The sequence below is a fragment of the Clostridioides sp. LIBA-2809 genome (assembly GCF_056688965.1).
Map to the genome: position 1 here is coordinate 1,934,679 of NZ_CP197004.1, position 23,352 is coordinate 1,958,030.

Below are 23,352 nucleotides of genomic sequence, written 5' to 3' on the forward strand. Positions count from 1 at the left end.
TTATCAAATTCTATATTTATAATATATAACAAAAATAGCAAATTGTCAATATATAACAAAAAAATAAACATACTAACTTAGTATGTTTATGAAAAATAATATGCAGGGGATACTGATAGCATCTAGCAAAAATCCACTTACGAGTGGAACTACTAAAAATGCTTTTGGAGAATCACCATATTTTTGTGTCAAAGAGCTCATATTTGCTAAAGCATTTGGAGTAGCTCCTATCCCATGTCCAATCAAACCACTTATTATGATGGCAGAATCAAAGTCTTTTCCAAGAATTCTAAAGCAAATAAATACTGAAAATAGGATTATAAAAATTACTTGGCAAGTTACGATTAGGAGAATAGGAGGTAATAGTGTAGATAATTCAAATAAATCTATATTCATAAGAGATAAAGTCAAAAAAATTCCCAATGAAAGTTCTTTTAGAAAGTTTATAAGTTTAAAATTTAATTCCAATATATTTATCTTATCGTTTAAATTTCTAAAGATAACGGCTGAGAACATACAAGTTACAACAGAAGGTAGAAGAATATTAAACGTTATATAAAAGATTCTACTTATGATTTCTCCTGTATTTATACAAATAAATATGATAAGTACCTGTTCTAAAAATATAGTTGGAGTTATTGTTTGAGAAAAGTCATTGTTTTTTATTCTATTTTTGCTTCTAAAAAACTTATTACCTAGTCCATTTAATTTTCTGTTGTATTTAGAACTTGATAAATCTATATTTGTTGAGGGTTTTAATTTATATTTATTTATTAAAAATCTAGCTACAGGACATCCTAATATACCACCTATAATAAGCCCTATTGTTGCAGCAGACAGACCAACTCCAACTGCTCCATTTACACCAAGATTTTCTATTGTAAGTCCAAATGCGGCAGAATAACCATGACCACCTTCCATAGATACATTCCCACACATAAGTCCTAAAAGAGGTTCAAGTTTTATAATTTTTGATATTGTAATAGCTAGGATATTTTGACAAAATGCTAACACTCCACATAAAATCCAATATCTAAATAATACACTACCACCTTTTTTTATAAGGTTTATGCTTATTTCAAGTCCTATTGTTGTAAAAAAGAAGGTTATAAAATTTGGCATTAAATTTCCACTTACAGATATATCTGCTATATTAAAATATTTAAGAAACAAATTTAAAAAACAAAATAAAAGACCTCCTATTACTGGAGCAGGTATACAGAAATTATTTAAAAAGTTAATTCTATTCTTTAATAAATTACCAATTAAAAAAAATAACATAGATAGTGTCAGGGTTTGTACCATATCAAAAGTTAAGGTAAGCAAAATAAATCCTCCTTTGTAATTTGAAATATTTATTGTATAACTCAAATTCTTATGTATTAGTTTTTTTATTAAACGTATATTAATAAATGTATATTAAAAAAAATCAGTAGATATAATTAGATAATCATAAATTAAAATATTTTAAATAGATATAACTTTTTTAGCATGAAAAACCTTAGTATATTGATATAATAGAAATAAGATTTAAAAATATGTTGAGAATAGTATTTATAAGTATAGTAGGAGGATAAAATGTTTGAAAATTTACCTAAGATAGACTTACATTGCCATTTAGATGGAAGTGTCAGAGTAGAAACCATGTTTGATATATCTATTAAGGAGAAAATAGATTTACCTTCAAATAATATTGATGAAATAAAAAAACTAGCAAAAGTTTCTTCTAATTGTACCTCACTTGATGAATATCTAGAAAAATTTGATTTGCCTTTAAAAGTAATGCAATCTAGGGAAAATTTAAAAAGAATTGCTTTTGAACTTTTGGAAGATGCAGATAAAGAAAATGTAAAATACATTGAAATTAGATTTGCACCATTACTTCACACACAAAAAGGCATGAGTATTAAAAGCATAATAGAGAGTATAATCGAAGGAATTAGAGAAGCTGAAAGTATTTATGATATAAAAGGAAATTTAATATTAGGATGCATGAGAACAATGACTTCAAAAGAGGCATTATTAGTAATTGAAGAAGGAAAATCATTTGTAAATAAAGGTGTTGTCGCAGTAGACTTATGTGGACCAGAGAAAGAAGGCTTTTGCAAGGAATATGAGGATGCTTTTAAATTGGCAAGAAAATATGGATATAAAGTTACAGTACATGCAGGAGAAGCTGCAAGTGGAGAAAATGTTTTAGATGCTATAAATATTTTAAAAGCTGATAGAATTGGTCATGGTGTAAAAATTAATGAGCATAAAAAGGCGTATAATTTAGTTAAAGATAAAAAAGTATTACTTGAATTATGCCCAACTAGTAATGTACAAACTAAGACGGTAGATTCTTATGAGACACATCCATTTTATGATTTTTATAAAGATAATTTACATGTAAGTATAAACACCGATAACAGAACTGTATCATATATAAGTTTAAATTCAGAATTAAATGTTATATTTAATACATTTAAATTAGGAGTAGAAGATTATAAAATAATGTATAGAAATACAGTAGAAGCCAGTTTTGCAGATAAAGAAACTAAAAAGTATTTAAATAGCTTAATTTAATAGATTAAGCTATTTGAACTTTAAATCTACTTAAATGAATCAATAAAAATATATTAGAGTAGGAGAAAAAACGTGAAAAGTTATGAAGATGTCTCTTATATTAAACTAGCTAAAAAAGAACTTGAAGAATGGAAGAGAAATATATTAAAGAAACCTTCTATATTCGATAAGGCATCAAAGGGTATACAAAATAAATTTAATGGAGTATTGCCAGATAAATACCATGAAGTCATAACTTCTTCAATAAAGGGAATGACAAAGACTGTATTGTTTGGGTACAAATATGCTACAAAATCACCAATCATAAATATGTCATTAGAAGAAAGAGAAAAATTAGTTTTAGAAAAAGCAAAAAATTACAAAACTACAGCAATGATTGAAGGAGCAGGGACAGGAGCAGGAGGAATTCTTCTAGGTCTTTCTGATTTTCCATTACTTCTAGGAATTAAAATAAAATTTTTATATGATGTTGCTTCAATATATGGATATGATGTTAAAGATTACAGAGAAAGAATTTATATATTAAGCATATTGCAATTGGCTTTCTCTAGCCAACAACATATAAATGAAACTTTTAAATTGATGAGTAACTGGGATGAGTATGTAAAGTGTTTACCAGAAGATATCAACGATTTTGATTGGAGGACATTTCAACAAGAATACAGAGATTATTTAGATTTAGCTAAGTTTTTGCAACTAATGCCTGGAATAGGAGCATTTGTAGGATTTTATGTAAATGGCAAATTAATTGATAAATTGCATGAAACTGCTGTATATGCTTATAGATTGAGGATTAGAGAACTTAATTTATAAGTACAACAATAGATAAAAAAGAGATAAAATTGATTATACAATATATCTATATATACTTGGATTTGCATTGATAAAAACGATTATGGATAAAAGGTAAAGCATGATAGAATCTAATGTAGAGACTTGTATTTTAATGGAAAAATTTAGTTTTTACTGTTAAAAATACAAGCTAAACTATGAAGAAAAGTAATTGGGAGGAATATTTTCATGACAAATTTGCCAAAACAATTTGATAGCTTTAATGAAGCTAGACAAAAGGGATTTATAAATGCAAAAGAACTTAAGGAAAGTGGGAAAAAGATGGTTGGAGTTTTCTGTACCTTCACTCCAGTTGAAATTCCAATGGCAGCTGGAGCAACTGTAGTAGGTGTATGTGGAGTTAGTGAAGAGCCAATACCAGATGCAGAAAGAGTACTTCCAAGAAATCTTTGTCCTTTAATAAAATCAAGTTATGGACATGCAATAACAGATACCTGTCCATATTTCTATTTTTCTGATTTGTTAATAGGAGAAACTACTTGTGATGGTAAGAAAAAGATGTATGAAGAACTTGCAAAAGTTAAACCAACTTATGTAATGCATCTACCAAATACCTCAAAAGGTGAATTTGCCTATAAGCTTTGGAAGGATGAAATGATAAGATTAAAAGATGAAGTTGAGAAATCTTTAGGTGTGACTATAACAGAAGATGATATAAGAGCTGCTATAAAAGACAAAAATGAAGAAAGAGAACTTTTAAAAGAATTTTATGCACTTGGTAAATTACAACCATCTGCACTTACAGGACTTGAGCTACATAATGTTTTATATCAAGCAGGTTTTAAATTTGACCGTACAGAACTTAAGCAATCTTTAAGAAAAGTTATAGATGATATGAAAGAAAGATATGAAAAAGGAGAATGTCCAGTTAAAAAAGACAAACCAAGAATATTGATAACAGGTTCTCCTATTGGTGGAATAAGCGAAAAAATAGTTAAGACTTTAGAAGATGCAGGAGCTTCAGTTGTAGCGTATGAACTTTGTGGAGCTATTAGATCAAACGATTTATTGGTTGATGAAGAAATAGAAGACGTATATGATGCTTTAACACAAAAGTATATAAACATAGGATGTTCTTGTATGATGAATAATGATAATCGTATTGAATTATTAGATAGAATAATAGATGAATATAATGTAGATGCTGTAATAGACGTAGTTTTACAAGCATGTCATACATTTAATATAGAAAGTTATAGAATAAAAGAGTTCGTTACAAAAGAAAAAAACAAGCCATTTATGTCTCTTGAGACTGATTATTCCAAATCAGATACTGAACAATTGAGAACTAGATTTGAAGCGTTTGTAGAGATGTTGTAGGAATACATAAAAATAGGAGGAATTATGTTTAGTATAGGAGTGGACTCAGGGTCAGTAGCAACAAAAGGTGTATTATTCGATGGTGAAAAAATTATTAAGAAGATAATTATACCAACTGGATGGAGCCCTAAAAGTACATCTAAACAGGTCTATGAGTTGTTAAGTAGTGAAATTGATAAAAAAGATATAAAAAAAGTAGTAGGTACAGGTTATGGAAGAGGAGTAATGGATTTTGCTGACAAGAAAGTAACAGAAATAACTTGTCATACTAGAGGTGTTTATTTTTTAAATAGGAATATAAGGACTATTTTAGATGTAGGTGGTCAAGACAGTAAAGTTATAAACTTAGATAGAGATGGAAATGTATTTAATTTTATAATGAATGATAAGTGTGCTGCAGGAACTGGTAGATTCTTAGAAATTACTTCTAATCTTTTGGGAAGCGATATAGAAAGCATTGATACATTAGCTCAAGGACATAATCCAGTTAATATATCTAGTATGTGTACAGTTTTTGCTGAGTCTGAAATTGTAAGTCTCTTGGCTCAAAATATTTCTACTGGAGAGGTAGCAGCAGGGATACTTAAATCTATTGCAAATAAATCTACTTCAATGCTTGCAAGAGGTGAGATAATAGACGAAGTTGCATTTACTGGAGGACTTGCAAAGAGTAAAGAATTAGTAAAAATGATAGAAGAAATATTAGATAAAAAAATTTTTATTGCAGAAGATACTCAGATAATGGGAGCATTAGGGGCTGCTGTAATAGGATTTAGATAAAATATATTAAAAATAAAACAAAAACTGGATTTATTTGGTATAAATTCAGTTTTTTATTTTATTTTGTTTATTTCCAAAGGAGAACTTTGGTATAATTGATTTAAATGATTATATATTTATAAATAATTTATATTTAGTCATACATAACATTAAAGTTTTTAAAATTAACTCGAAGTAAGGGGGAGAAAGCGTGAAAAAATTTGCTTCAAAAAAAGCAGCAAGATTTGTTGCACTATTTTTAATATCTATTTTAGTAATGTCAACAATTCCTGTATCAGCTGACAGTAGTAATACATTGAATCAGATAAAAAAAGCAGAATACAGTGAAACCTATAAACAATATCTAAAAGATGCTAAAAATGGACGTACAGAAAAATATAATGGTATTATACCAAACCCATATCAACTGGAAGGTACTCAAATCCGAAGTAAAGGAAGAACAGCTCCAGCATCTTATGACCCTAGAAAATTAGGGATTATGACATCAGTAAAAAATCAAGAGAATCTAGGAATATGTTGGGATTTCGCTGCAATGGCAACTTTAGAGAGTTTCTTGAAGTTAAATAACTATGGAGATTACGATTTATCAGAAGAACACCTAAGATGGTGGGCTTCAGAGGGTGAATATGGATGGACTGTAAATGATATGGATGGTGCTTTAAATTATGAAGCTATGGGGTATTTAACATCTTGGTCAGGTCCTAAATTGGAAAAAGACATTCCATACAATGGTAAAGTGTCTAAAGCACAAGGAGCCACAAAACCAACTAATATGAATACAGCACCAACTGTTTTTAATGTGACAGATGCCGTGTGTGTAAGTAATGATATGAATTCTACAAAAAATGCTATATTACAGTATGGAGCAGTAACATCTGGTTACTATGAAGATATTAAATATCAAAGTGAAAATCAAAATTCATATTATTGCCCAACGAAAAGCTTTAATACTAATCATGCTATTTCAATTGTAGGTTGGGATGATAACTATTCTAAAGACAATTTTAATGCAAACATTAAACCCTCAAAAAATGGTGCTTGGCTAATAAAAAATAGTTGGGGAGATTACAATTCTGAGGATGGATATTTCTGGATATCTTATGAAGATAAAACACTTATGTCTGATATAGACAACTTTTCAATCAAAGGTGGTCAAAAACCAAATGATGATGAGAAAATGTATCAACATGACTATGCAAGTATTGTTCCTTTAATTTCAAATAAGATAACAGCTGCAAATGTATTTGATTTTAATAGAGGTGATGAAACTCTAAAATCTGTAATGTTTCTAACTGAAAGTATAGGCGCAAAATATGAAGTATATTATGCTCCAGTAGTAAATGGTATACCTCAAGAAAATAATATGAAAAAATTAAAAGAAGGTACTGCCCAATATTCAGGATACATAACAGTTCCAATTGATTCTTTTGATATACCAGCAGGAAAGGGAGCAATTGTAGTAAGCATAGAGGCAAAAAATGGAGAGTCAACTATAGGTTCTGAATCAAATGTACCAGGATATGATACATTTAAAGCAAAAGCTAATTTAGGTGAAAGCTATGTTATAGATAGTAGTGGAAAATTCTTTGATATAAATAGAGATAGCAACTTCTATCCATGTAATTTTACTATAAAAGCTGTTACAGAAAAGTCTTCTGGCGAGAGTATACCAAATGAGTCTTTAATTGGTAGTGATAGATATGAAACTGCCATCAAAGTTAGTCAAAATGGTTTCAATTCTTCAGAAAATGTGGTTTTAGTAAATGGAGGTTCAATAGTGGATGCATTGGCAGCAACTCCTTTTACATCTGCTATCAATTCACCAATACTATTAACACAAAAAGAAGCTTTGAATTCAAAGACTAAGGCTGAGATACAAAGATTAGGTGTTAAGAAAGTATACTTAATAGGTGGAGAAAATTCTATAAGTAAAGAAACTGAACAGCAATTGAAAAATTTAAATATATCAACAGAGAGAATATCAGGAAGTGATAGATACAAGACAAGCTTATTATTAGCTCAAAAATTAAATAGTATAAAAAGTGTTTCTCAAATAGCAGTTGTAAATGGAGTAAAGGGATTAGCTGATGCCATTAGTGTAGGTGCTGCTGCTGCAGAAAACAATATACCAATTATACTTGCAAATGAAAAAAGCGAATTGCAGGGAGCAGATGAATTTTTAAATTCATTAAATATAGATAAATCTTATATTATTGGAGGAACCGTATCTTTATCAAGCAATCTAGAGAGTAAATTGAAAAATCCAACTAGATTATCTGGTAGTAGTAGAGATGAAACTAATTCAAAAATAATAGATAATTTTTATAAAAAAGATACTTTAAAAAATGCATTTGTAGTTAAAAATGGAATTAAGAGCCAAAATGATTTAATAGATGGTTTGGCAGTTGGTCCTCTAGGAGCTAAAACTGGTTCACCAGTAATTTTAGTTGGTGATAAATTAGCTGACAGCCAAAAAGAAGTTCTTAAAAATAAGACTTTAGAAAAAGTAACTCAAGTTGGTGGTGGAGCAAATCAAAATGCATTTAAAGAGCTAGTAAAATTAAAGAGTGCTAAATAAAATACTTAAATATTAATATGTATTAGTAATTTTTATTAACAAGAGCTGAAAATAATTATTTTAAATTATTGATGAATAAAAGAATCAATAATTAGAAAATTTTATTTTCAGCTTTAAATTTGTACATTATATGTTTAAAGCACAAATAAAAAGGGTTATTTTATACAGAAAATCTTACATTTTATATATAAATAACCCATATACAATTAACTTTTTATAGTGTTCTAATAGATATTATTGAGCTTAATGGTAAATATAATGTGTAAGTTTCATTTAAAGTTGGATTAGATTCGTCTATATATCTTGAGCAAAGTGTAATTGATAAGCTGTCTGCTTCTATAATTTCACCATATAGAGGACAACTGCTAAAATAAGAATGCACTTCAACATATTTATTTAAGTTTTCTTGAACATAATCTTGAAAACGGTTCTTTGTAGTAGTAGTCATGAAATCAACTCCTTTATTTTTTATTAAAAATGAAATTTTTAAAAAGATGAATATGATTACTTCTATTAGAAACTAAGTTAAAAAATAAGCAAATAGATATGAAAATTAGAATAATATATTATTTATACTTATATTATAACACTATATAATAAAAAAGGCTATAAAAAATTCAGAATCTTCGAAGATTTTCAAGTATATCAATAAAGCTATTGACAGGTAATAAAAAAAGTACTATATTGACTGTATAAAGTATTTTAGTCAAAATGGAGGAGAAAAGATGCCTAAATCATATTCTGATAAAGAAAGAGAGTATATAATAAAAAGACTTAAAGAAGAAGCACGTTTATGTATGGAGCAATATGGTATCAGAAAGACTACTGTTGATGAGCTTGTAAGACGAGTAAAAATTCCAAAAGGAACTTTTTATTTATTTTTTCAATCAAAAGAATTGCTCTTTTTTGAGGTACTTAGAGATATACATGATTCTATACAGAAACAGATTGTGTACGAAATAGAGAGAATAGATGAAAACATTACATGTGAGCAATTGACAGACATATTTATGAAATTTTATAGACTGGTAGATAGAACTACAATTTTAAATATTATGGTAAATGGAGAACTTGAAATATTAATGCGAAAGTTACCAGATTCTATAATAGAAGAACATTTTAAACACGATGATTTTGAGCTTGGAGAGATTATATCTTATATACCAAATTTAAAAAATAAAGATATAGAAAGCTTTAGTGGAGCTTTTAGGGCAGTTTTTCTTACTATGTTATATAAACGAGAAATTGGAAGTGATTGTTTTGAAGATGCTCTAAGATTGATGATACATGGGTTAGTTATACAACTTATGGAGTAGAGTTTAACTTTTGTTTGCTAATTATTTTTGTAAAGAATAATTAACAAACAAAAAAATTGTATTTTATTGACTATATAATTAAAATAGTCAAAAAAGTAGAAAGGATAATATAAAATGATTAAAGTTGATAATTTATCATTTAGTTATACAGATAGAGATTTTTTACAAAATATTAATTTCAAAGTAGGAAAAGGAGAAATACTAGGATTCTTAGGTCCATCTGGGTCAGGAAAATCAACATTACAAAAGATTCTAATTGGTATGATAACTAATTACAAGGGGAGTGTGCTTGTTAATGGAATAGAAAGTAAAAAATGTTCAAATAAATTTTATGAAAACATAGGTGTTGATTTTGAATTTCCAAGTTTGTATGAAAAATTGACTGCAATAGAAAATCTAAAATATTTTGGTTCTTTATATTCAAAAAAATTACTATCTATTGATGAGTTATTAAAATCAGTAGGTTTAGAAAATGAAGCAAATAAAAAGATATCTGAGTATTCAAAAGGCATGAAATCTAGACTAAATTTTATAAAAGCTTTATTACATAATCCAGATATTTTATTTTTAGATGAACCAACAAGTGGTCTTGACCCATCAAATAGTAAAGTTATGAAAGATATAATTTTATCAGAAAAATCTAAGGGTAAAACCATTATCTTAACAACTCATAACATGTTAGATGCAACGGAGCTTTGTGATAGGGTAGCTTTTATTGTAAATGGAAGAATATCTGCACTAGATACACCACATAATCTTATTATGTCAAAAGGAGCTATAAAAATAAAATATACTTATTTTGATAATGGAGAAAAAACTTCTGAATGTTTTCTAAATAATACTAGTAATGATAAAAAGTTGAATATGCTTATTGAAAAAAATAAACTTTTATCAATACATAGTAGTGAACCAACATTAAATGATATTTTTATTGATATAACAGGGAGGAATTTACAATGAGACTAAAAAATCTTATCTTAGGAGATGTAAAGTTTCAATTTAAATATGGTTTTTATTTTTTATACATCATTTTAAGTCTTATATATATCTGTGTTATCAATGTATTTCCTACTTTTATGAGAGAAAAAATAGCTATAATTATGATTTATTCTGACCCAGCAGCAATGGGATTGTTTTTTATGGGAGCTATTGTACTCCTTGAGAAAAGTCAACGCGTTTTAAATTCTTTGGCTGTATCTCCAGTAAAAGTGTCAGAATATATTTTATCAAAGGTGATTTCACTAGGAATAATATCTAGTATTGTAGCTATGTTTATTGCTATATCAGTAAATTTAGATAATATTATAATATCGATTATAGGAACTTTTTTTTCTTCCGTTATATTTTCTTTGATTGGATTAATCGTTGCTAGTAAAGCATCTAGCTTAAATAAGTTTATTGTTTTAACTATTCCTATTGAGATTATATGTTTTATTCCACCAATACTAAATGTACTTATTGATACAAAAACATATGTAGATTTCTATCCTTTTAATATATGTATTTCTCTTATTAGTGGGGATAAAAGTTTTATAATAATTAACATTTTTATTTTAATATTAATGCTAATAATAACTTATTTTGTAACTTATTATTTTGTTCGCAGTAGTTGGAAAAAGGTAGGTGGAGTAAAATTATGACAAAAATTATGAATGCTTTCAAACAAGAGTTTGAGCAAATTAAAAGAGATGCTATGCTTTTTGTGGTATGTGTTTCTCCAATACTATGTGTAGCGCTTATAAGTTTCGGAATACCATTAATACAGGATATATTGTTTGATAAATTTTATTATCAATTAAATTTGAAGCCATATTTCTTAATGTTTGATTTACTTATGGGTTTTATTACACCATTTATGTTCTCTTTTGCTTCTACAATGGTCATACTAGGAGAAATTGATGACAATATTTCAAGGTATTTAATAGTAACTCCACTTGGTAAAACTGGTTATCTTATTTCACGACTTGGAATACCAGCTATTTTAGCATTTATTATTACAGTAGTTTTACTAATGTTTTTTTCTTTAACTAAAATTTCTTTCTTATCAAACTTATCAATTTCTTTAATATCTTTATTGCAAGGAATCATCATATCAATGTTGGTGATTTCTTTATCTTCAAATAAATTGGAAGGAATGGCTATTACTAAATTATCAGGTGTTTTTATAATGGGTATTTTAGCACCATTTTTTATTTTAAATAGAGTTCAATATATTCTATTTTTCTTGCCAACATTTTGGTTGTCAAAAGCGTTTAAAGAGAATAATTATATATATGTGTTTATTTCAATTTTTATATCATTAGTATGGATTTTTCTGCTATTTAAAAAATTTAGTAAAAAAATAATTAAATAAGACAATTTATTGAATGAATGTAAGGTTAACTTGACAGTGAGATTAAAAAATGTTACATTTGAAATGTAAGGTTAACATTACATGAATGGAGTATGTATGAAAAATAAAATAAAGATATTAAGAGAAAGATTAGGTTTAACACAAGAGCAACTAGGTATATTAGTTGGAACATCTAGGCAGGCGATAAATGCTATAGAAACTGGTAAAAACGAACCTTCAATATGGTTGGCATATGATATTTCAAACGTTTTTAATGAGCCAATTGAAAGTGTATTTTTATTTGAAGAAAGTGAAAGAAAATCAAGGGCACAGATAAGTAGGGGGGAACATTATGGCTCTAAGAGAGATTAGAACTTTTGATGATGAAATTTTAAGAAAAAAGAGTAAGTATGTAGAAAATGTAGATAATAAAATAAGAGAGATATTAAATGACATGGCAGAGACTATGTATAACACACCAAATGGTGGAGGATTAGCTGGATGCCAAGTAGGAGTATTAAAACGACTAGTTGTTATAGATTTAGGAGATGGTCTTATTAAGCTTGTTAATCCGGAAATTGTTAAAGAAGAAGGAGAACAAATTGTTGTTGAAGGGTGTTTAAGTTTTCCTGAAATATGGGGAAAATTAAAAAGACCCAAAAAAGTTATAGTACAAGCTTTAAACGAGTATGGAGAAAAAATAGAAATTAAAGGTTCAGGTTTCATGGCAAAATGCCTTTGTCATGAGATAGACCATTTAAATGGTATAGTTTTTACAGATAAAATTATTGAACGTGTAAAATTATAATATAGGTTTAGGATTAAACTTAGAAAATATTTTATAGTAAGGAGTTAAATTATGAGATTATGGCATAAGGATTTAATTGATGTATTACCTAAAAATCAATTAGTAAGTCAATGGAGAGAACTACTTGCTATAAAAGGTTCTATAGATAAAAAAGGTACACCAAATCATCTATTAGTTAATAAGGTGTTGAATTATAGTATAGATGAATTTAAGTTTTATACAAAAGTTATACATGGTGAAATGTTAAAGAGAAATTATAAACCTAATGAACTTAAATATATTAGCATATTAAAATGGGAAAATAACAATTTTTCAAATGATGTATCTAAGGTACATAGTTTAAATTTAGAAAATCTATATAATTCTTGGCATAATAAAATATATTTAAAACAGTGTTTATATAATTTAGAAGAAAAAGCAACCTGTGGAGGAATACCAATGAATGAATGGAATATATTACTTTATAAATACGGTGAAGATTATAAACTATGGTCTGGAAATTACCTACCTTAATTATTGTGATATTATTGTATATAAAGAGGTGATTATTTGTATAACAAGGTGAAATATATTCCAATAAATTGTGAAATAGCTTGTAATAAATTAAAAAGAAGTATGCCCTATAAATGGGATTTAAATATTTATCGAGGATGTGAGCATGGATGTAAATACTGTTATGCTATTTATTCTCATAAATATATTAATTCTAATAATTACTTTGAAGAGATTTATGTGAAAACGAATATAGTAGAAAAACTTGAGAAACAACTTAGAAGTAGTAAGTGGAATAGAGAAGTAATTAATATAGGTGGTGTTACAGATAGTTATCAACCAATAGAAGAAGATTATAAAATTATGCCAGAAATATTAAATCTATTAATAAAGTATAAGACACCAGCTATTATTTCAACAAAATCGGATTTAATCTTGAGAGATTATGATTTGATTGATAAATTGTCTAGGATTACATACATAAATATAGCATCTACAATCACAACCGTAAATAAAGATATACAAAAACTTATAGAGCCAAATGGTGTAGATTCAATGAGACGATTTAATATGTTAAAAGAGTTTAGAAAAACTAACGCATCAATTGGATTGCATATTATGCCAATTATACCGTATATTACAGATGATTTTGATAATATAAATTCTTTATTTACACATGCAAAAGAATGTAATGTACATTACGTTTTGCCTGGTACCTTGTACTTAAGAGGTCTAACTAGAGGTATCTTTTTTGATTTTGTTAAAAAAGAGTTTCCTGAATTATTTAATAAATTATCAACACTATATAGTACGGGGTCAGCTAATAGAGAGTATAAAAATCAACTGTATAAAATGGTCAATGAACTTAGAAACAAGTATTCTTTATCAAGCAGTTATTCTAAGGTAATGAATGAAAAATTAAAAAACTCACGAGATGTACAGTTATCTTTTTTTGATTAATTTTAGATATAAAAAATATTTTTAGTGAAATGATTGTAAACTATTTAAATTAAATTTTATTGACATATATAAATATTAAATATATAATTAATTCATAAAATAAAAATATGAAAGGATGATGTTGTTCGGAGATACTTGATATTATAAAATCGTTGATATAAGTATTTCTGGAAAAGAGTGAATAAAATCAAATTTAATAAGCAAACAAAGTGAAACTACAGTTTTATTGTTGTGCTTAAAAATATTTGGTTCTATTTTACTCTTATTTAAACTCATCTTTTTGAAGTTAAACCACAGAGTAAACTCTGTGGTTTTTTTATTTTAAAAATAAAAATTTTAAGGAGTGGTATGTTTTGTTAAACAAATTATGTATGTATTTAGAAAGACCAGAGCTTTACAAAAGAAGTGAAATTAATTTTTGGAATGACGAGTATATTTCAAAGCAATTATTAAAAGCTCATTTAGATGTTGACTTTGAAGGAGCAAGTAGAAATTTTAACTTTATTGAGGATTCTGTAAATTGGATAGTTACAGTTGCAAGTCCAGAAGAGTATCCTAAATTAATTGATTTAGGATGTGGTCCAGGATTATATGCAGAGAGATTTGCACAAAAAGGCTATAAGGTAACTGGAATTGATTTCTCAAAACGTTCTATTAAATATGCACAAAATAGAAATAAAGAAACAAATTTAAATATAAACTATTTATTTCAAAGTTATTTAAGTATGAATTACAATGAAGAATTTGATTTAGCTACTTTAATTTATTGTGATTATGGAGCTTTATCAACTGAAGACAGAAGATTGCTAATGGAGAAAATTTATAAAAGTTTAAAACCTGGAGGAAAACTGATATTAGATGTATTTACAATAAATAAATACAATGATTTTGAAGAGATTAAGAGCTGGGAAATAAATGAAGATGGGGGATTTTGGAGTAGTGAAAGATATATGTGTATACAAGATAATTGTAAATACAGTGATTATAATACACTCGAGCAAACTCTTGTGATAACAGAAAAACATGAAAATGTATTTTATATTTGGAATCACTATTTTTCAAAAGAAAGTTTCTTATTAGAAATTCAAGATATTGGATTTAAATCTGTTGAATTTTTTAGTAATGTCAAAGGTGAAGTGTATTCTGATGACAGTATGACTATGGGATTGGTTTTACAAAAATAATAGATATTTCTGAATGAATAAATAAAAACTTGAAACCGATAATAATAAAATACCATAAGAAAAGCACACATATTGAAAAATAGGAATTTTTATGTTACTTTTAATACATTATAAATTTACTTATACAAAAGTAAGAGTTAATATTTAGATTGTTATTTCTATATAAAGTTTATTTAGATATCTTTTAAAACAATTAATGCTATTAAAAGTAACATATAGCTTAAAATAGCTAAAAAGGATGTGATATTGATGTTAGAGGTTCAAGGGAAGTGTAATAAAGCAAAAATATTTACAGATAATGTAGATAGTACAACTATAAGTCAGATAATAGAATTATGTAATCAGGAGTTTACAACGAATTCTAAGATAAGAATAATGCCAGATTGCCATGCAGGTTCTGGTTGTGTAATAGGCACTGTCATGACAATACAAGATAAAGTTGTTCCAAACCTTGTTGGAGTTGATATAGGTTGTGGCGTTTTGTGTGTAAATCTAGGCAAAATTGATTTAGATTTAAAAAAAATAGATGATTTTATAAGAGAGAAAATACCTCATGGATTTAATATAAATAAATATAGTAAAGCAAATTATAAAAAAGAGATAGAATCATTATACTGTTTAAAAGATATAGGAAAAGCAACTGAGGAGTATAACAGAGCAATTGGAAGTCTTGGAGGAGGAAATCATTTCATTGAATTAGATGAAGATGATGAAAAAAATAAATATTTAATAATACACTCAGGTAGTAGAAATCTTGGAAATAGAGTAGCAAAATGTTATCAAAAAAAAGCTTATGATTATTATATAAGAGCTAACAATGACTTTGAAGAAGATAGCAAAAAACTTATAGAAAAATATAAAAAGGAAAATAGAGAAGATGAGATTCAAGATACATTGATAAAGCTTAAAAAAGAACATAACTTTACCCCTAAAATACCAAAAGATTTATGTTACTTAGAAGGAAAATTAATGGAGGATTATCTTCATGATATGGATATTATACAAAAATATGCCGAATTAAATAGATATACAATGGCTAAAAGGATAATTGAAGAGTGCATAGGTCTTAAATTTAATGATTTAGAATATTTTCAAACTATACATAATTATATAGAAATTGAAAATAAGATATTGAGAAAAGGAGCTATCGCAGCATATGAAGGTAGAAAATTATTAATTCCTATAAACATGAGAGATGGTGTTATTTTGGGAGTAGGCAAAGGAAATTTAGATTGGGTTAATTCTGCACCTCATGGTGCAGGACGCATACTTTCAAGAGGCGATGCAAAAAGAAGTATAAATATGAAAGATTATGAAGAGTCTATGAAAAATATATTTACAACAAGTGTAAATATTAAGACTATTGATGAAGCACCTCAAGCATACAAACCAATTGATGAGATTGTAGAAAATATAAGAGATACAGTTAACATAATTAATATATTGAAACCTATTTATAATTTTAAATCAAATTAATAATACTTAAGATTAAAATAATATATAAAAGTTAATGTATAGGAAGATTGGATATAAGGAGTACTATAAAAATAGTGCTCCTTTTTTATTAATAATTAATAATAAGACTTTATTTAATAATACAAATAAATTTTCAAATATTTTTTATGGAAAACTTGACAATTGATAAACAATGGGATATTATATAGTCTATTTTTAAAACAATTCATTTATTTAATCGAGAATCAATAAAAGTATTGGAAATAATGTTTTAGTTAATGATAATATTTCATTTATGACATTAGGTATTAAGATTGTAACTGAAATGTTTGCAACAATCATTACTATTACAATGTGGTTTAGAGAAAAATCATTAGAATTATCGTAGAAAAGCACTATCAAAAGAATTATATTGGCACTTTTCTTCAAAAGATGATTTAATAGCATATCTAGAATATTGTATTAAGATAAATAAAATAAAGCGTTTTATCATCTAAATTAATTGCTTAATTTAGATGATAAAATTGCAAATTAAAGAGTGAAACTTTTAAGAATAAAGCTATATAATCTTAGTTATAGGAGAAGATTGATGATAGGAATATATTTTAGTGGAACAGGAAATTCAAGATATTGTGTAGAAAAATTTTTACAAGAATATGATACAACAGCAAATTCTTACTCTATTGAAGATAGCGAACTTTTAAAACACATCCACAATCACGAAGATATTGTTTTTGGTTATCCTGTACAATATAGTAATGTACCTAAAATACTGAAAGATTTTATAATTAGTCATTCAAATTTGTGGAATGGTAAACGTATTTTTATTATTGCAACCATGGCTTTATTCAGTGGAGATGGCTGTGGAGTGTTATCTAGGATGCTTAAAAAATATGGTGCTACTACTATTGGGGGATTACACTTAAAAATGCCAGATAGTATCGGAGATGAAAAGGTACTAAAACATTCTTTAGAGTACAATAGAAACCTAGTAATAAAAGCAGAAAAGAAAATAAATAAATCTATTAAAAAATTGAAATCTGGGATACCACCAAAAGATGGGTTAGGTTTTTTTTGTCATATTGTAGGATTATTTGGACAAAGACTATACTTTATTAACAAAACGAATCTATATACAGACAAACTAAAAATAAATGCTGACGAATGTATTGTATGTGGTAAATGTATTGGTTTATGTCCAATGAATAATTTAGTAATTAAAAATGATAGTATTGTTTCCAATGGGCAATGTACAATGTGTTATCGTTGTATAAATAATTGCCCTAAACAAGCAATCACATTATTAGGTAAAATGGTTGTTGAACAGAGTAATCTGGAGAAATACATATAAGAAAATTTAAATTAGAAAGAGAGGATAAGGAATGGATTATTATATAGTTGATGCGTTTACAAGTAAATTATTTAAAGGAAATCCTGCTGGAGTTTGTGTTCTTGATAAGAAATTGCCATTGGAGTTAATGCAAAAAATAGCAGAAGAAAATAATCTTCCAGAAACGGCTTTTATAGTTAAAAATAAGGAAGGTTATGGATTAAGATGGTTTACTCCTAAAGCAGAAATTGATTTGTGTGGTCATGCAACTTTGGCAGCAGCTTATGTAATTTCAAATTTTATTGATATCAATGTTAAAAAGATAAATTTTTTTACTCAAAGTGGAAATCTTGAAGTTACACGAAATGGGAATCTATACGAAATGATATTTCCAGAACTAATGCCTACTGAAATAGAATTATCACCTCAACAAATTGATTTGATAAGTTGCATACCAAGTGCTATTTACTCTTCAAGGGATTTAATTTTGTTATTAAGTAATGAACAAGAAGTTATAAATTATACACCTAATTATGCAAAGTTACGTAAATTAACAGATTGGTTAGGTGTAATAGTTACAGCACAAGGAAGTAAAGTAGATTTTGTATCAAGATATTTTTGTCCAGAATTGGACTCAGAAGACCCTGTTACTGGTTCATCTCATTGTAATCTTATTCCATATTGGGCTAAAAAATTGGGGAAAAGCAAAATGATTGCAAAACAGCTGTCTAATCGTGGTGGTATAATTCAGTGTGAATTATTAGAGGATAATACTGTAAAAATTTCTGGTGAAGCAGTTTTGTTTATGCATGGAACAATAAAGATTGATATTTAGAGATTAATTGATACCAATGTTGACAAGTACCATTAAAAAATATAATATTTAATTTATAAAGATAAAAACACAGTCTGGTTGGTAGTCCAGACGCAGCAATTGCTGTCAGTAACCTGCCTCCTTGGTTGTCCGTTCTTTTAGAAAGTAACTAAATAGGAGGAACTAGCAATGGAAAAGATTAGTGGAAAATTGACAGTCTTATTTGAAGAACCATTTTGGATAGGTGTATTTGAAAGACAAGATGGTAAAAAATATGAAGCATGTAGAGTAGTTTTTGGAGCAGAGCCTAAAGAGGTAGAAGTATATGAATTTATACTTGAAAGATTTTTCTCGTTAGATTTTGGTAGTATTAAGTTAGAAAAGAATGTAAACAATGACAAAATTGGATACAAAAGAATGCAGAGAATAGTAAAAAAAGAACAAGAAAAAGAAACCATAGGGACTAAGGCTCAAAATGCTCTTAAGCTTCAATATGAAGAAAGAAAGCAGGATAAAAAAATTCTAGCTAAAGATAGGAAAGAAGAAGAAAAAGAAAGACTTTTTAATTTGAAACAAGAAAAGAGAAAAGCCAAACATAAAGGCCATTAATTTTAATTATATGTATTTTTATGAATTGCTAGAAAAAGGTGTATGAAATCAAAAGTTTCATACACCTTAATTTATTGGAAAAATAAAATTTTGTATTCCAATTACTTTAAAATACAAAAATATATTAATAATAATTGTAGAAATATTATAAATGGTATACCAAGCGTAAATTTAATATGCTTAGTTTTATGTCTAAAAGAATACATACCAGTTATAGAACCTATACTGCCTCCAATTACCGCCATAGAAATAAGAGTGGCTTCTTTTATTCTCCATTCATTTTTAATTGCTCTTTTTTTATCTACATACATTGAAAAGAAAGCAATAAAATTAATAACCATAAAATATATCAAAATAAAATTTTTCATAATCTAACCTCCATAAAAATATATTATACATTATAAAGTAAGAGTCATGTTTTTAAAAGCTAAATTTGTAATTAGTACATATAAGCTATTTGGGAAGAGTAAATATAATATTAATTGGAAAATTTAAAAAACTTAAACAATTGATAAATAGGGGGTATATTTATAAGACATAAAGTGATAAAATTTACTTAGAAAATAATGTAAATAACAGGAGGATAAGACAAAATGAAATTTATAGTAGAAAAAGAAGTCTTTGATAAATTAGAAAATGTATGTTTTGGGGTAGTAGTAGCAAAAGGGATAGATAATACTAAAGAAATTGAAAGAATAAGTAATCTTTTAGATATAAGTATAGATAGAGTAGAAGATTACTTTAAAGATAAAAAAGTGAAAGAATCAGAAGAAATCATACCATATAGAGAAGCCTTTAGAAGCTTGGGAATGAACCCAAACAAATTTATGAGTTCAATAGAAGCAATGACAACAAGAGTTGCTAAGAATAAGAAACTTCCTCATATAAATCCTATTGTAGATTTAGGAAATTCTATTTCTTTAAAATATTTACTTCCAATGGGTGCTCATGATATGGACTTTAGAAATGATGATGTGTATGTTAGATTTTCAAAAAAAGGGGATAAATTTGTTCCATTTGGAGAAAATGATGTTGAATTAATGGAAGAAGGAGAATTAATTTATTCTGTTGGAGATATGGTAAAAACTAGAAGATGGATATGGAGACAAGGAGAGGAAGGAAAAATAACTAATAGTTCAAAAAATATATTTTTCCCTATAGATGGTTTTACTGATGCTAATTTAGATAAAGTAATGGCTGCAAGAGAAGAATTAGCTAAGTTGTTAAAAGAAATTTTTGATTGTGAGATTAAAATAGGTTTTGTAGATAAAGATAATCCAGAGATGGAAATATAATAATATAAATTAAATATTTGTTAAGGTATTATATTTATATTTACTTAATGTATTAAAAAAGAGAGGTCGTAGTAAATTTGAAAAAAACTATAATAAAGAATGTAAATCCCTTGATTGAAAGTAAGTTTATAGGACTTTTTGAAATTGAGTATAAGAATAAGTTGAACGAAGATAAGGTCTGGATGGTAGCATCAAGAAAAAGTAATGAAGAGCTAGAACGTATCTATTTAAAGAATGAAGAAGATACTGCAGATGCAGTTGTAATAGTTGCACTTCATAAAAGTAGTAAAAAACTGATTTTAATAAAACAATTTAGAGTACCTATAAATGACTATATATATGAATTACCAGCAGGACTTGTTGATGAGGGCGAATCTATAGATATTTCTGTTGAAAGAGAACTTAGAGAAGAAACAGGACTTGCCCTTTTAGAAATTCAAAAGAATAAGAGTAGTGATAAGGTATATTTATCACCTGGAATGAGTGATGAATCTGTTGCATTTGTCTATTGTATATGTGATGGTGATATAACAGATGAATTTTTAGAACCAGATGAAGAGATTGAGGCGCTTTTAGTTTCACAGGAAGAAGCAAAAGAGATTTTACAGAGCAATCATAAGATAGACACAAAAGCATTTTTAATTTTACAAATGTTTGTAAGTTTAGGAACTAAATTATTTGAATAACTATGTAGACAAGAGATTATATAGATGAGTAAATTATTAAGGTTAATCTTTATGGAAGTTATGGCTAATTATACTAAAGAGGCTAAGAAAATAGAAAGTTGATAATTTTTCTACTTTCTTAGCTTTACACAATTTTGAAGTTATTGATTAGCTTTTATATTAATTAGTTTTTTGTGTATCCAAGATTTTCTCATAAAATAAACTAGTCCAATTATCATTGGTAAAACAGGAGAAAGAGCTTGTCCAAAATATACACCCATAAATCCAAAATTAAATCCAAATGCTAATAGCCAACTAATAGGAAGACGGACTACAGCAGCATCTAAAATAGCATTTATCATTGCTACATTAGCAGAACCAATTCCTATAGCAAAGGAATCAAGAGTATACATTACTGCATAAAATAGGCTATTTATAGAACAACAAATTCGTAGATATAAAATACCATCTCTAATGACATAAATGTTTTTGGGTTCAAACAACATAACAATCGGTTCTGCCAATATTTGCACCAAAATCACAACTTCAAGTGTAATAAAAATATTAAGATAAATACCTGTTTTTGTTATTTTTTTTACTCGTTCAATATTTCTAGCTCCCATGTTTTGACCTACCATAGCAGTAACCGCCTGCCCAATTGCCCAGCATGGCATACCAGCAAATGTATTTATTTTTAAGCCGACTCCAGACGCAGCAGCGACTGAAACACCAAAGTTATTTAACATACCTGTAATTAAAAGATAAGAAACATTTACTATGACCATCTGAATAACAGTAGGCAAACCAACTTTCAAAATGGCACTTAATTTATCTAACTTTATTGAAAAATTTCGTATTTTAAAGTCAAAAACAAAATTTTTATGTTTTAAGTGAATAATAGAAATTATTAGCGAAATTCCTTGTGAAAAAATGGTAGCGTATGCTGCTCCTTTTGTTCCCATTTTAAATGGCCCAACCAAAAGCAAATCTAAAATGATATTTGTAATCGTAGCTATTCCCACAAAATACAATGGGCTTTTTGAATCTCCAAATCCTTTCATAATGGAGCAAATTGAATTGTAACCAAAAACAAAAACTGTTCCATAACAGATAATATTCATGTAATCACAAGCATCTTGTATAGCATCATCAGGAACATTTAAAATACCGAAAAGTGGTTTATAAATAAGTAAACTTATAATGGTAACAATAATAGTGGAAATAAAAGATATTGAAAATAATGTGCCTATAGTTTCACTTTGCTCTCTTTCGTTATTAGCTCCTTTATATTGTGCTATCAGTACAGTTCCACCCATTGTGACACCAATGCAAATAGAATTTATTATAAAGCTAATCATTGAAGCATTGCTAATAGCAGCGAGTCCTGTTTCTCCCACAATTCTTCCAACTACTAACATATCCACAATGCTATAAAAAGATTGAAGTAGGTTTGCTAGCAGAAGTGGAAGAGCAAATAGAATTAGTTTCTTTGTCACATTTCCTGTTGTTAAATCATGTTCTTCTATTTTCATATTTTTCTTCCTCCTAACATTTTTATGTTTTTTCTTACTAAAAAAAGCAGAGAGATAAGCACTTAAAAAGTGTACCCTCTGCTTTGTGCGATATTAGTATTCGCATTCAAATAACAAAAGGCTATAGACAAAACATTGTCTATAGCCTTTTTCACACAATAATATACCTATGAAAAAGTAATATGAAAACTCAAAATAAACTCAGAATCAATTTTTCTTGAGAAGAATTACCATTTCATGAATTTTTATATCATATTAGGCTCCGTACAATGTTTTATAATATACAGCTGTTCGGAGCTATTTTCAATGCAAAATTTACCAAATAATCTCATTGTACTCACCCTTTCATTTTTACTTTTTATACACAATCATTATATTTGACTAGAATCAACTTGTCAATACGTGATTTGGCGTACGTATTTTACAATTTTCAAGTTATACTTGTCCTTTTCTAGTATTTCT

The 23,352-nt window shown here is 27.3% G+C and carries 24 protein-coding genes; 20 read left to right on the forward strand and 4 right to left on the reverse strand.

Annotated elements, in window-relative coordinates; translation table 11 throughout:
• Positions 1–72: 72 nt before the first annotated feature.
• Positions 73–1,326, reverse strand: coding sequence for a sodium/glutamate symporter (locus tag ACTG44_RS09290; protein ID WP_021384560.1), 1,254 nt, complete (start codon positions 1,324–1,326; stop codon positions 73–75).
• 252 nt (positions 1,327–1,578) lie between these two features.
• On the opposite strand from ACTG44_RS09290, the gene add reads away from it, so the two are divergent.
• The 5 genes from add to ACTG44_RS09315 all read left to right on the forward strand — a co-directional run bounded on the left by add (position 1,579) and on the right by ACTG44_RS09315 (position 8,098).
• Positions 1,579–2,568, forward strand: coding sequence for an adenosine deaminase (gene add, locus ACTG44_RS09295; RefSeq protein WP_479921627.1), 990 nt, complete (start codon positions 1,579–1,581; stop codon positions 2,566–2,568).
• 72 nt (positions 2,569–2,640) lie between these two features.
• Positions 2,641–3,381, forward strand: a complete 741-nt coding sequence (locus ACTG44_RS09300) for an EcsC family protein (protein ID WP_021384533.1) — start codon at positions 2,641–2,643, stop codon at positions 3,379–3,381.
• Between the two features lie 207 nt (positions 3,382–3,588).
• Positions 3,589–4,740 (forward strand): double-cubane-cluster-containing anaerobic reductase, encoded by a 1,152-nt coding sequence (locus ACTG44_RS09305; protein ID WP_021384521.1) that lies wholly within the window; start codon positions 3,589–3,591, stop codon positions 4,738–4,740.
• 24 nt (positions 4,741–4,764) lie between these two features.
• Positions 4,765–5,520 (forward strand): acyl-CoA dehydratase activase, encoded by a 756-nt coding sequence (locus tag ACTG44_RS09310; RefSeq protein WP_021384549.1) that lies wholly within the window; start codon positions 4,765–4,767, stop codon positions 5,518–5,520.
• Between the two features lie 190 nt (positions 5,521–5,710).
• Positions 5,711–8,098 carry a cell wall-binding cysteine protease Cwp13 gene (locus ACTG44_RS09315; protein WP_479921628.1) on the forward strand — a complete coding sequence of 796 codons (2,388 nt, stop codon included), beginning with the start codon at positions 5,711–5,713 and terminating at the stop codon, positions 8,096–8,098.
• Positions 8,099–8,312: 214 nt separating this feature from the next.
• Here the strand turns inward: ACTG44_RS09315 and ACTG44_RS09320 are convergent, their stop codons facing one another.
• On the reverse strand, positions 8,313–8,546 hold the full coding sequence (locus tag ACTG44_RS09320) for a hypothetical protein (protein WP_021384535.1): 234 nt from the start codon (positions 8,544–8,546) through the stop codon (positions 8,313–8,315).
• Positions 8,547–8,823: 277 nt separating this feature from the next.
• Between ACTG44_RS09320 and ACTG44_RS09325 the strand changes: the two genes are divergently transcribed.
• The 13 genes from ACTG44_RS09325 to ACTG44_RS09385 all read left to right on the forward strand — a co-directional run bounded on the left by ACTG44_RS09325 (position 8,824) and on the right by ACTG44_RS09385 (position 19,398).
• Positions 8,824–9,414 carry a TetR/AcrR family transcriptional regulator gene (locus tag ACTG44_RS09325; RefSeq protein WP_479921629.1) on the forward strand — a complete coding sequence of 197 codons (591 nt, stop codon included), beginning with the start codon at positions 8,824–8,826 and terminating at the stop codon, positions 9,412–9,414.
• Positions 9,415–9,528: 114 nt separating this feature from the next.
• Entirely contained in the window at positions 9,529–10,374 is an 846-nt protein-coding gene (locus tag ACTG44_RS09330; protein ID WP_021384544.1) for an ABC transporter ATP-binding protein, read from the forward strand.
• Positions 10,371–11,054, forward strand: a complete 684-nt coding sequence (locus ACTG44_RS09335; protein WP_021384546.1) for a fluoroquinolone export ABC transporter permease subunit — start codon at positions 10,371–10,373, stop codon at positions 11,052–11,054. Before ACTG44_RS09330 ends, ACTG44_RS09335 begins: the two co-directional genes overlap by 4 nt.
• A complete protein-coding gene (locus ACTG44_RS09340; protein WP_479921630.1) occupies positions 11,051–11,767 on the forward strand; it encodes an ABC transporter permease in 717 nt (238 codons plus the stop codon). Before ACTG44_RS09335 ends, ACTG44_RS09340 begins: the two co-directional genes overlap by 4 nt.
• A 96-nt stretch (positions 11,768–11,863) precedes the next feature.
• Positions 11,864–12,118, forward strand: coding sequence for a helix-turn-helix transcriptional regulator (locus ACTG44_RS09345; protein WP_021384505.1), 255 nt, complete (start codon positions 11,864–11,866; stop codon positions 12,116–12,118).
• On the forward strand, positions 12,099–12,554 hold the full coding sequence (def, locus tag ACTG44_RS09350) for a peptide deformylase (RefSeq protein WP_021384513.1): 456 nt from the start codon (positions 12,099–12,101) through the stop codon (positions 12,552–12,554). Before ACTG44_RS09345 ends, def begins: the two co-directional genes overlap by 20 nt.
• Positions 12,555–12,605: 51 nt before the next feature.
• Positions 12,606–13,067 (forward strand): pyrimidine dimer DNA glycosylase/endonuclease V, encoded by a 462-nt coding sequence (locus tag ACTG44_RS09355; protein WP_479921631.1) that lies wholly within the window; start codon positions 12,606–12,608, stop codon positions 13,065–13,067.
• A 36-nt stretch (positions 13,068–13,103) separates the two neighbouring features.
• Positions 13,104–14,006, forward strand: coding sequence for an SPL family radical SAM protein (locus tag ACTG44_RS09360; RefSeq protein ID WP_021384524.1), 903 nt, complete (start codon positions 13,104–13,106; stop codon positions 14,004–14,006).
• Positions 14,007–14,359: 353 nt separating this feature from the next.
• The gene (locus ACTG44_RS09365; protein ID WP_044213380.1) at positions 14,360–15,190 is read left to right on the forward strand and encodes a class I SAM-dependent methyltransferase; all 831 of its coding nucleotides are present in this window, start codon (positions 14,360–14,362) and stop codon (positions 15,188–15,190) included.
• A 249-nt stretch (positions 15,191–15,439) separates the two neighbouring features.
• On the forward strand, positions 15,440–16,666 hold the full coding sequence (locus tag ACTG44_RS09370) for an RtcB family protein (RefSeq protein WP_479921632.1): 1,227 nt from the start codon (positions 15,440–15,442) through the stop codon (positions 16,664–16,666).
• A gap of 568 nt (positions 16,667–17,234) precedes the next feature.
• A complete protein-coding gene (locus tag ACTG44_RS09375; protein ID WP_479920203.1) occupies positions 17,235–17,996 on the forward strand; it encodes an EFR1 family ferrodoxin in 762 nt (253 codons plus the stop codon).
• A 31-nt stretch (positions 17,997–18,027) separates the two neighbouring features.
• Complete coding sequence (locus ACTG44_RS09380; RefSeq protein WP_021384550.1) at positions 18,028–18,810, forward strand: PhzF family phenazine biosynthesis protein; 783 nt, start codon at positions 18,028–18,030, stop codon at positions 18,808–18,810.
• 168 nt (positions 18,811–18,978) lie between these two features.
• A complete protein-coding gene (locus tag ACTG44_RS09385; protein WP_021384509.1) occupies positions 18,979–19,398 on the forward strand; it encodes a YjdF family protein in 420 nt (139 codons plus the stop codon).
• A 101-nt stretch (positions 19,399–19,499) separates the two neighbouring features.
• On the opposite strand, the gene ACTG44_RS09390 is transcribed toward ACTG44_RS09385, so the two are convergent.
• A complete protein-coding gene (locus ACTG44_RS09390) occupies positions 19,500–19,766 on the reverse strand; it encodes a DUF1294 domain-containing protein (RefSeq protein WP_021384565.1) in 267 nt (88 codons plus the stop codon).
• A 225-nt stretch (positions 19,767–19,991) separates the two neighbouring features.
• On the opposite strand from ACTG44_RS09390, the gene ACTG44_RS09395 reads away from it, so the two are divergent.
• Both ACTG44_RS09395 and ACTG44_RS09400 read left to right on the forward strand, forming a co-directional pair.
• Positions 19,992–20,693, forward strand: a complete 702-nt coding sequence (locus ACTG44_RS09395) for a B3/B4 domain-containing protein (RefSeq protein ID WP_021384539.1) — start codon at positions 19,992–19,994, stop codon at positions 20,691–20,693.
• Between the two features lie 77 nt (positions 20,694–20,770).
• Complete coding sequence (locus tag ACTG44_RS09400) at positions 20,771–21,379, forward strand: NUDIX hydrolase (protein ID WP_044213383.1); 609 nt, start codon at positions 20,771–20,773, stop codon at positions 21,377–21,379.
• Positions 21,380–21,519: 140 nt separating this feature from the next.
• Here ACTG44_RS09400 and ACTG44_RS09405 read toward each other — a convergent pair whose 3' ends face one another.
• Positions 21,520–22,890, reverse strand: coding sequence for an MATE family efflux transporter (locus tag ACTG44_RS09405; protein ID WP_479921633.1), 1,371 nt, complete (start codon positions 22,888–22,890; stop codon positions 21,520–21,522).
• Positions 22,891–23,352 lie beyond the last annotated feature (462 nt).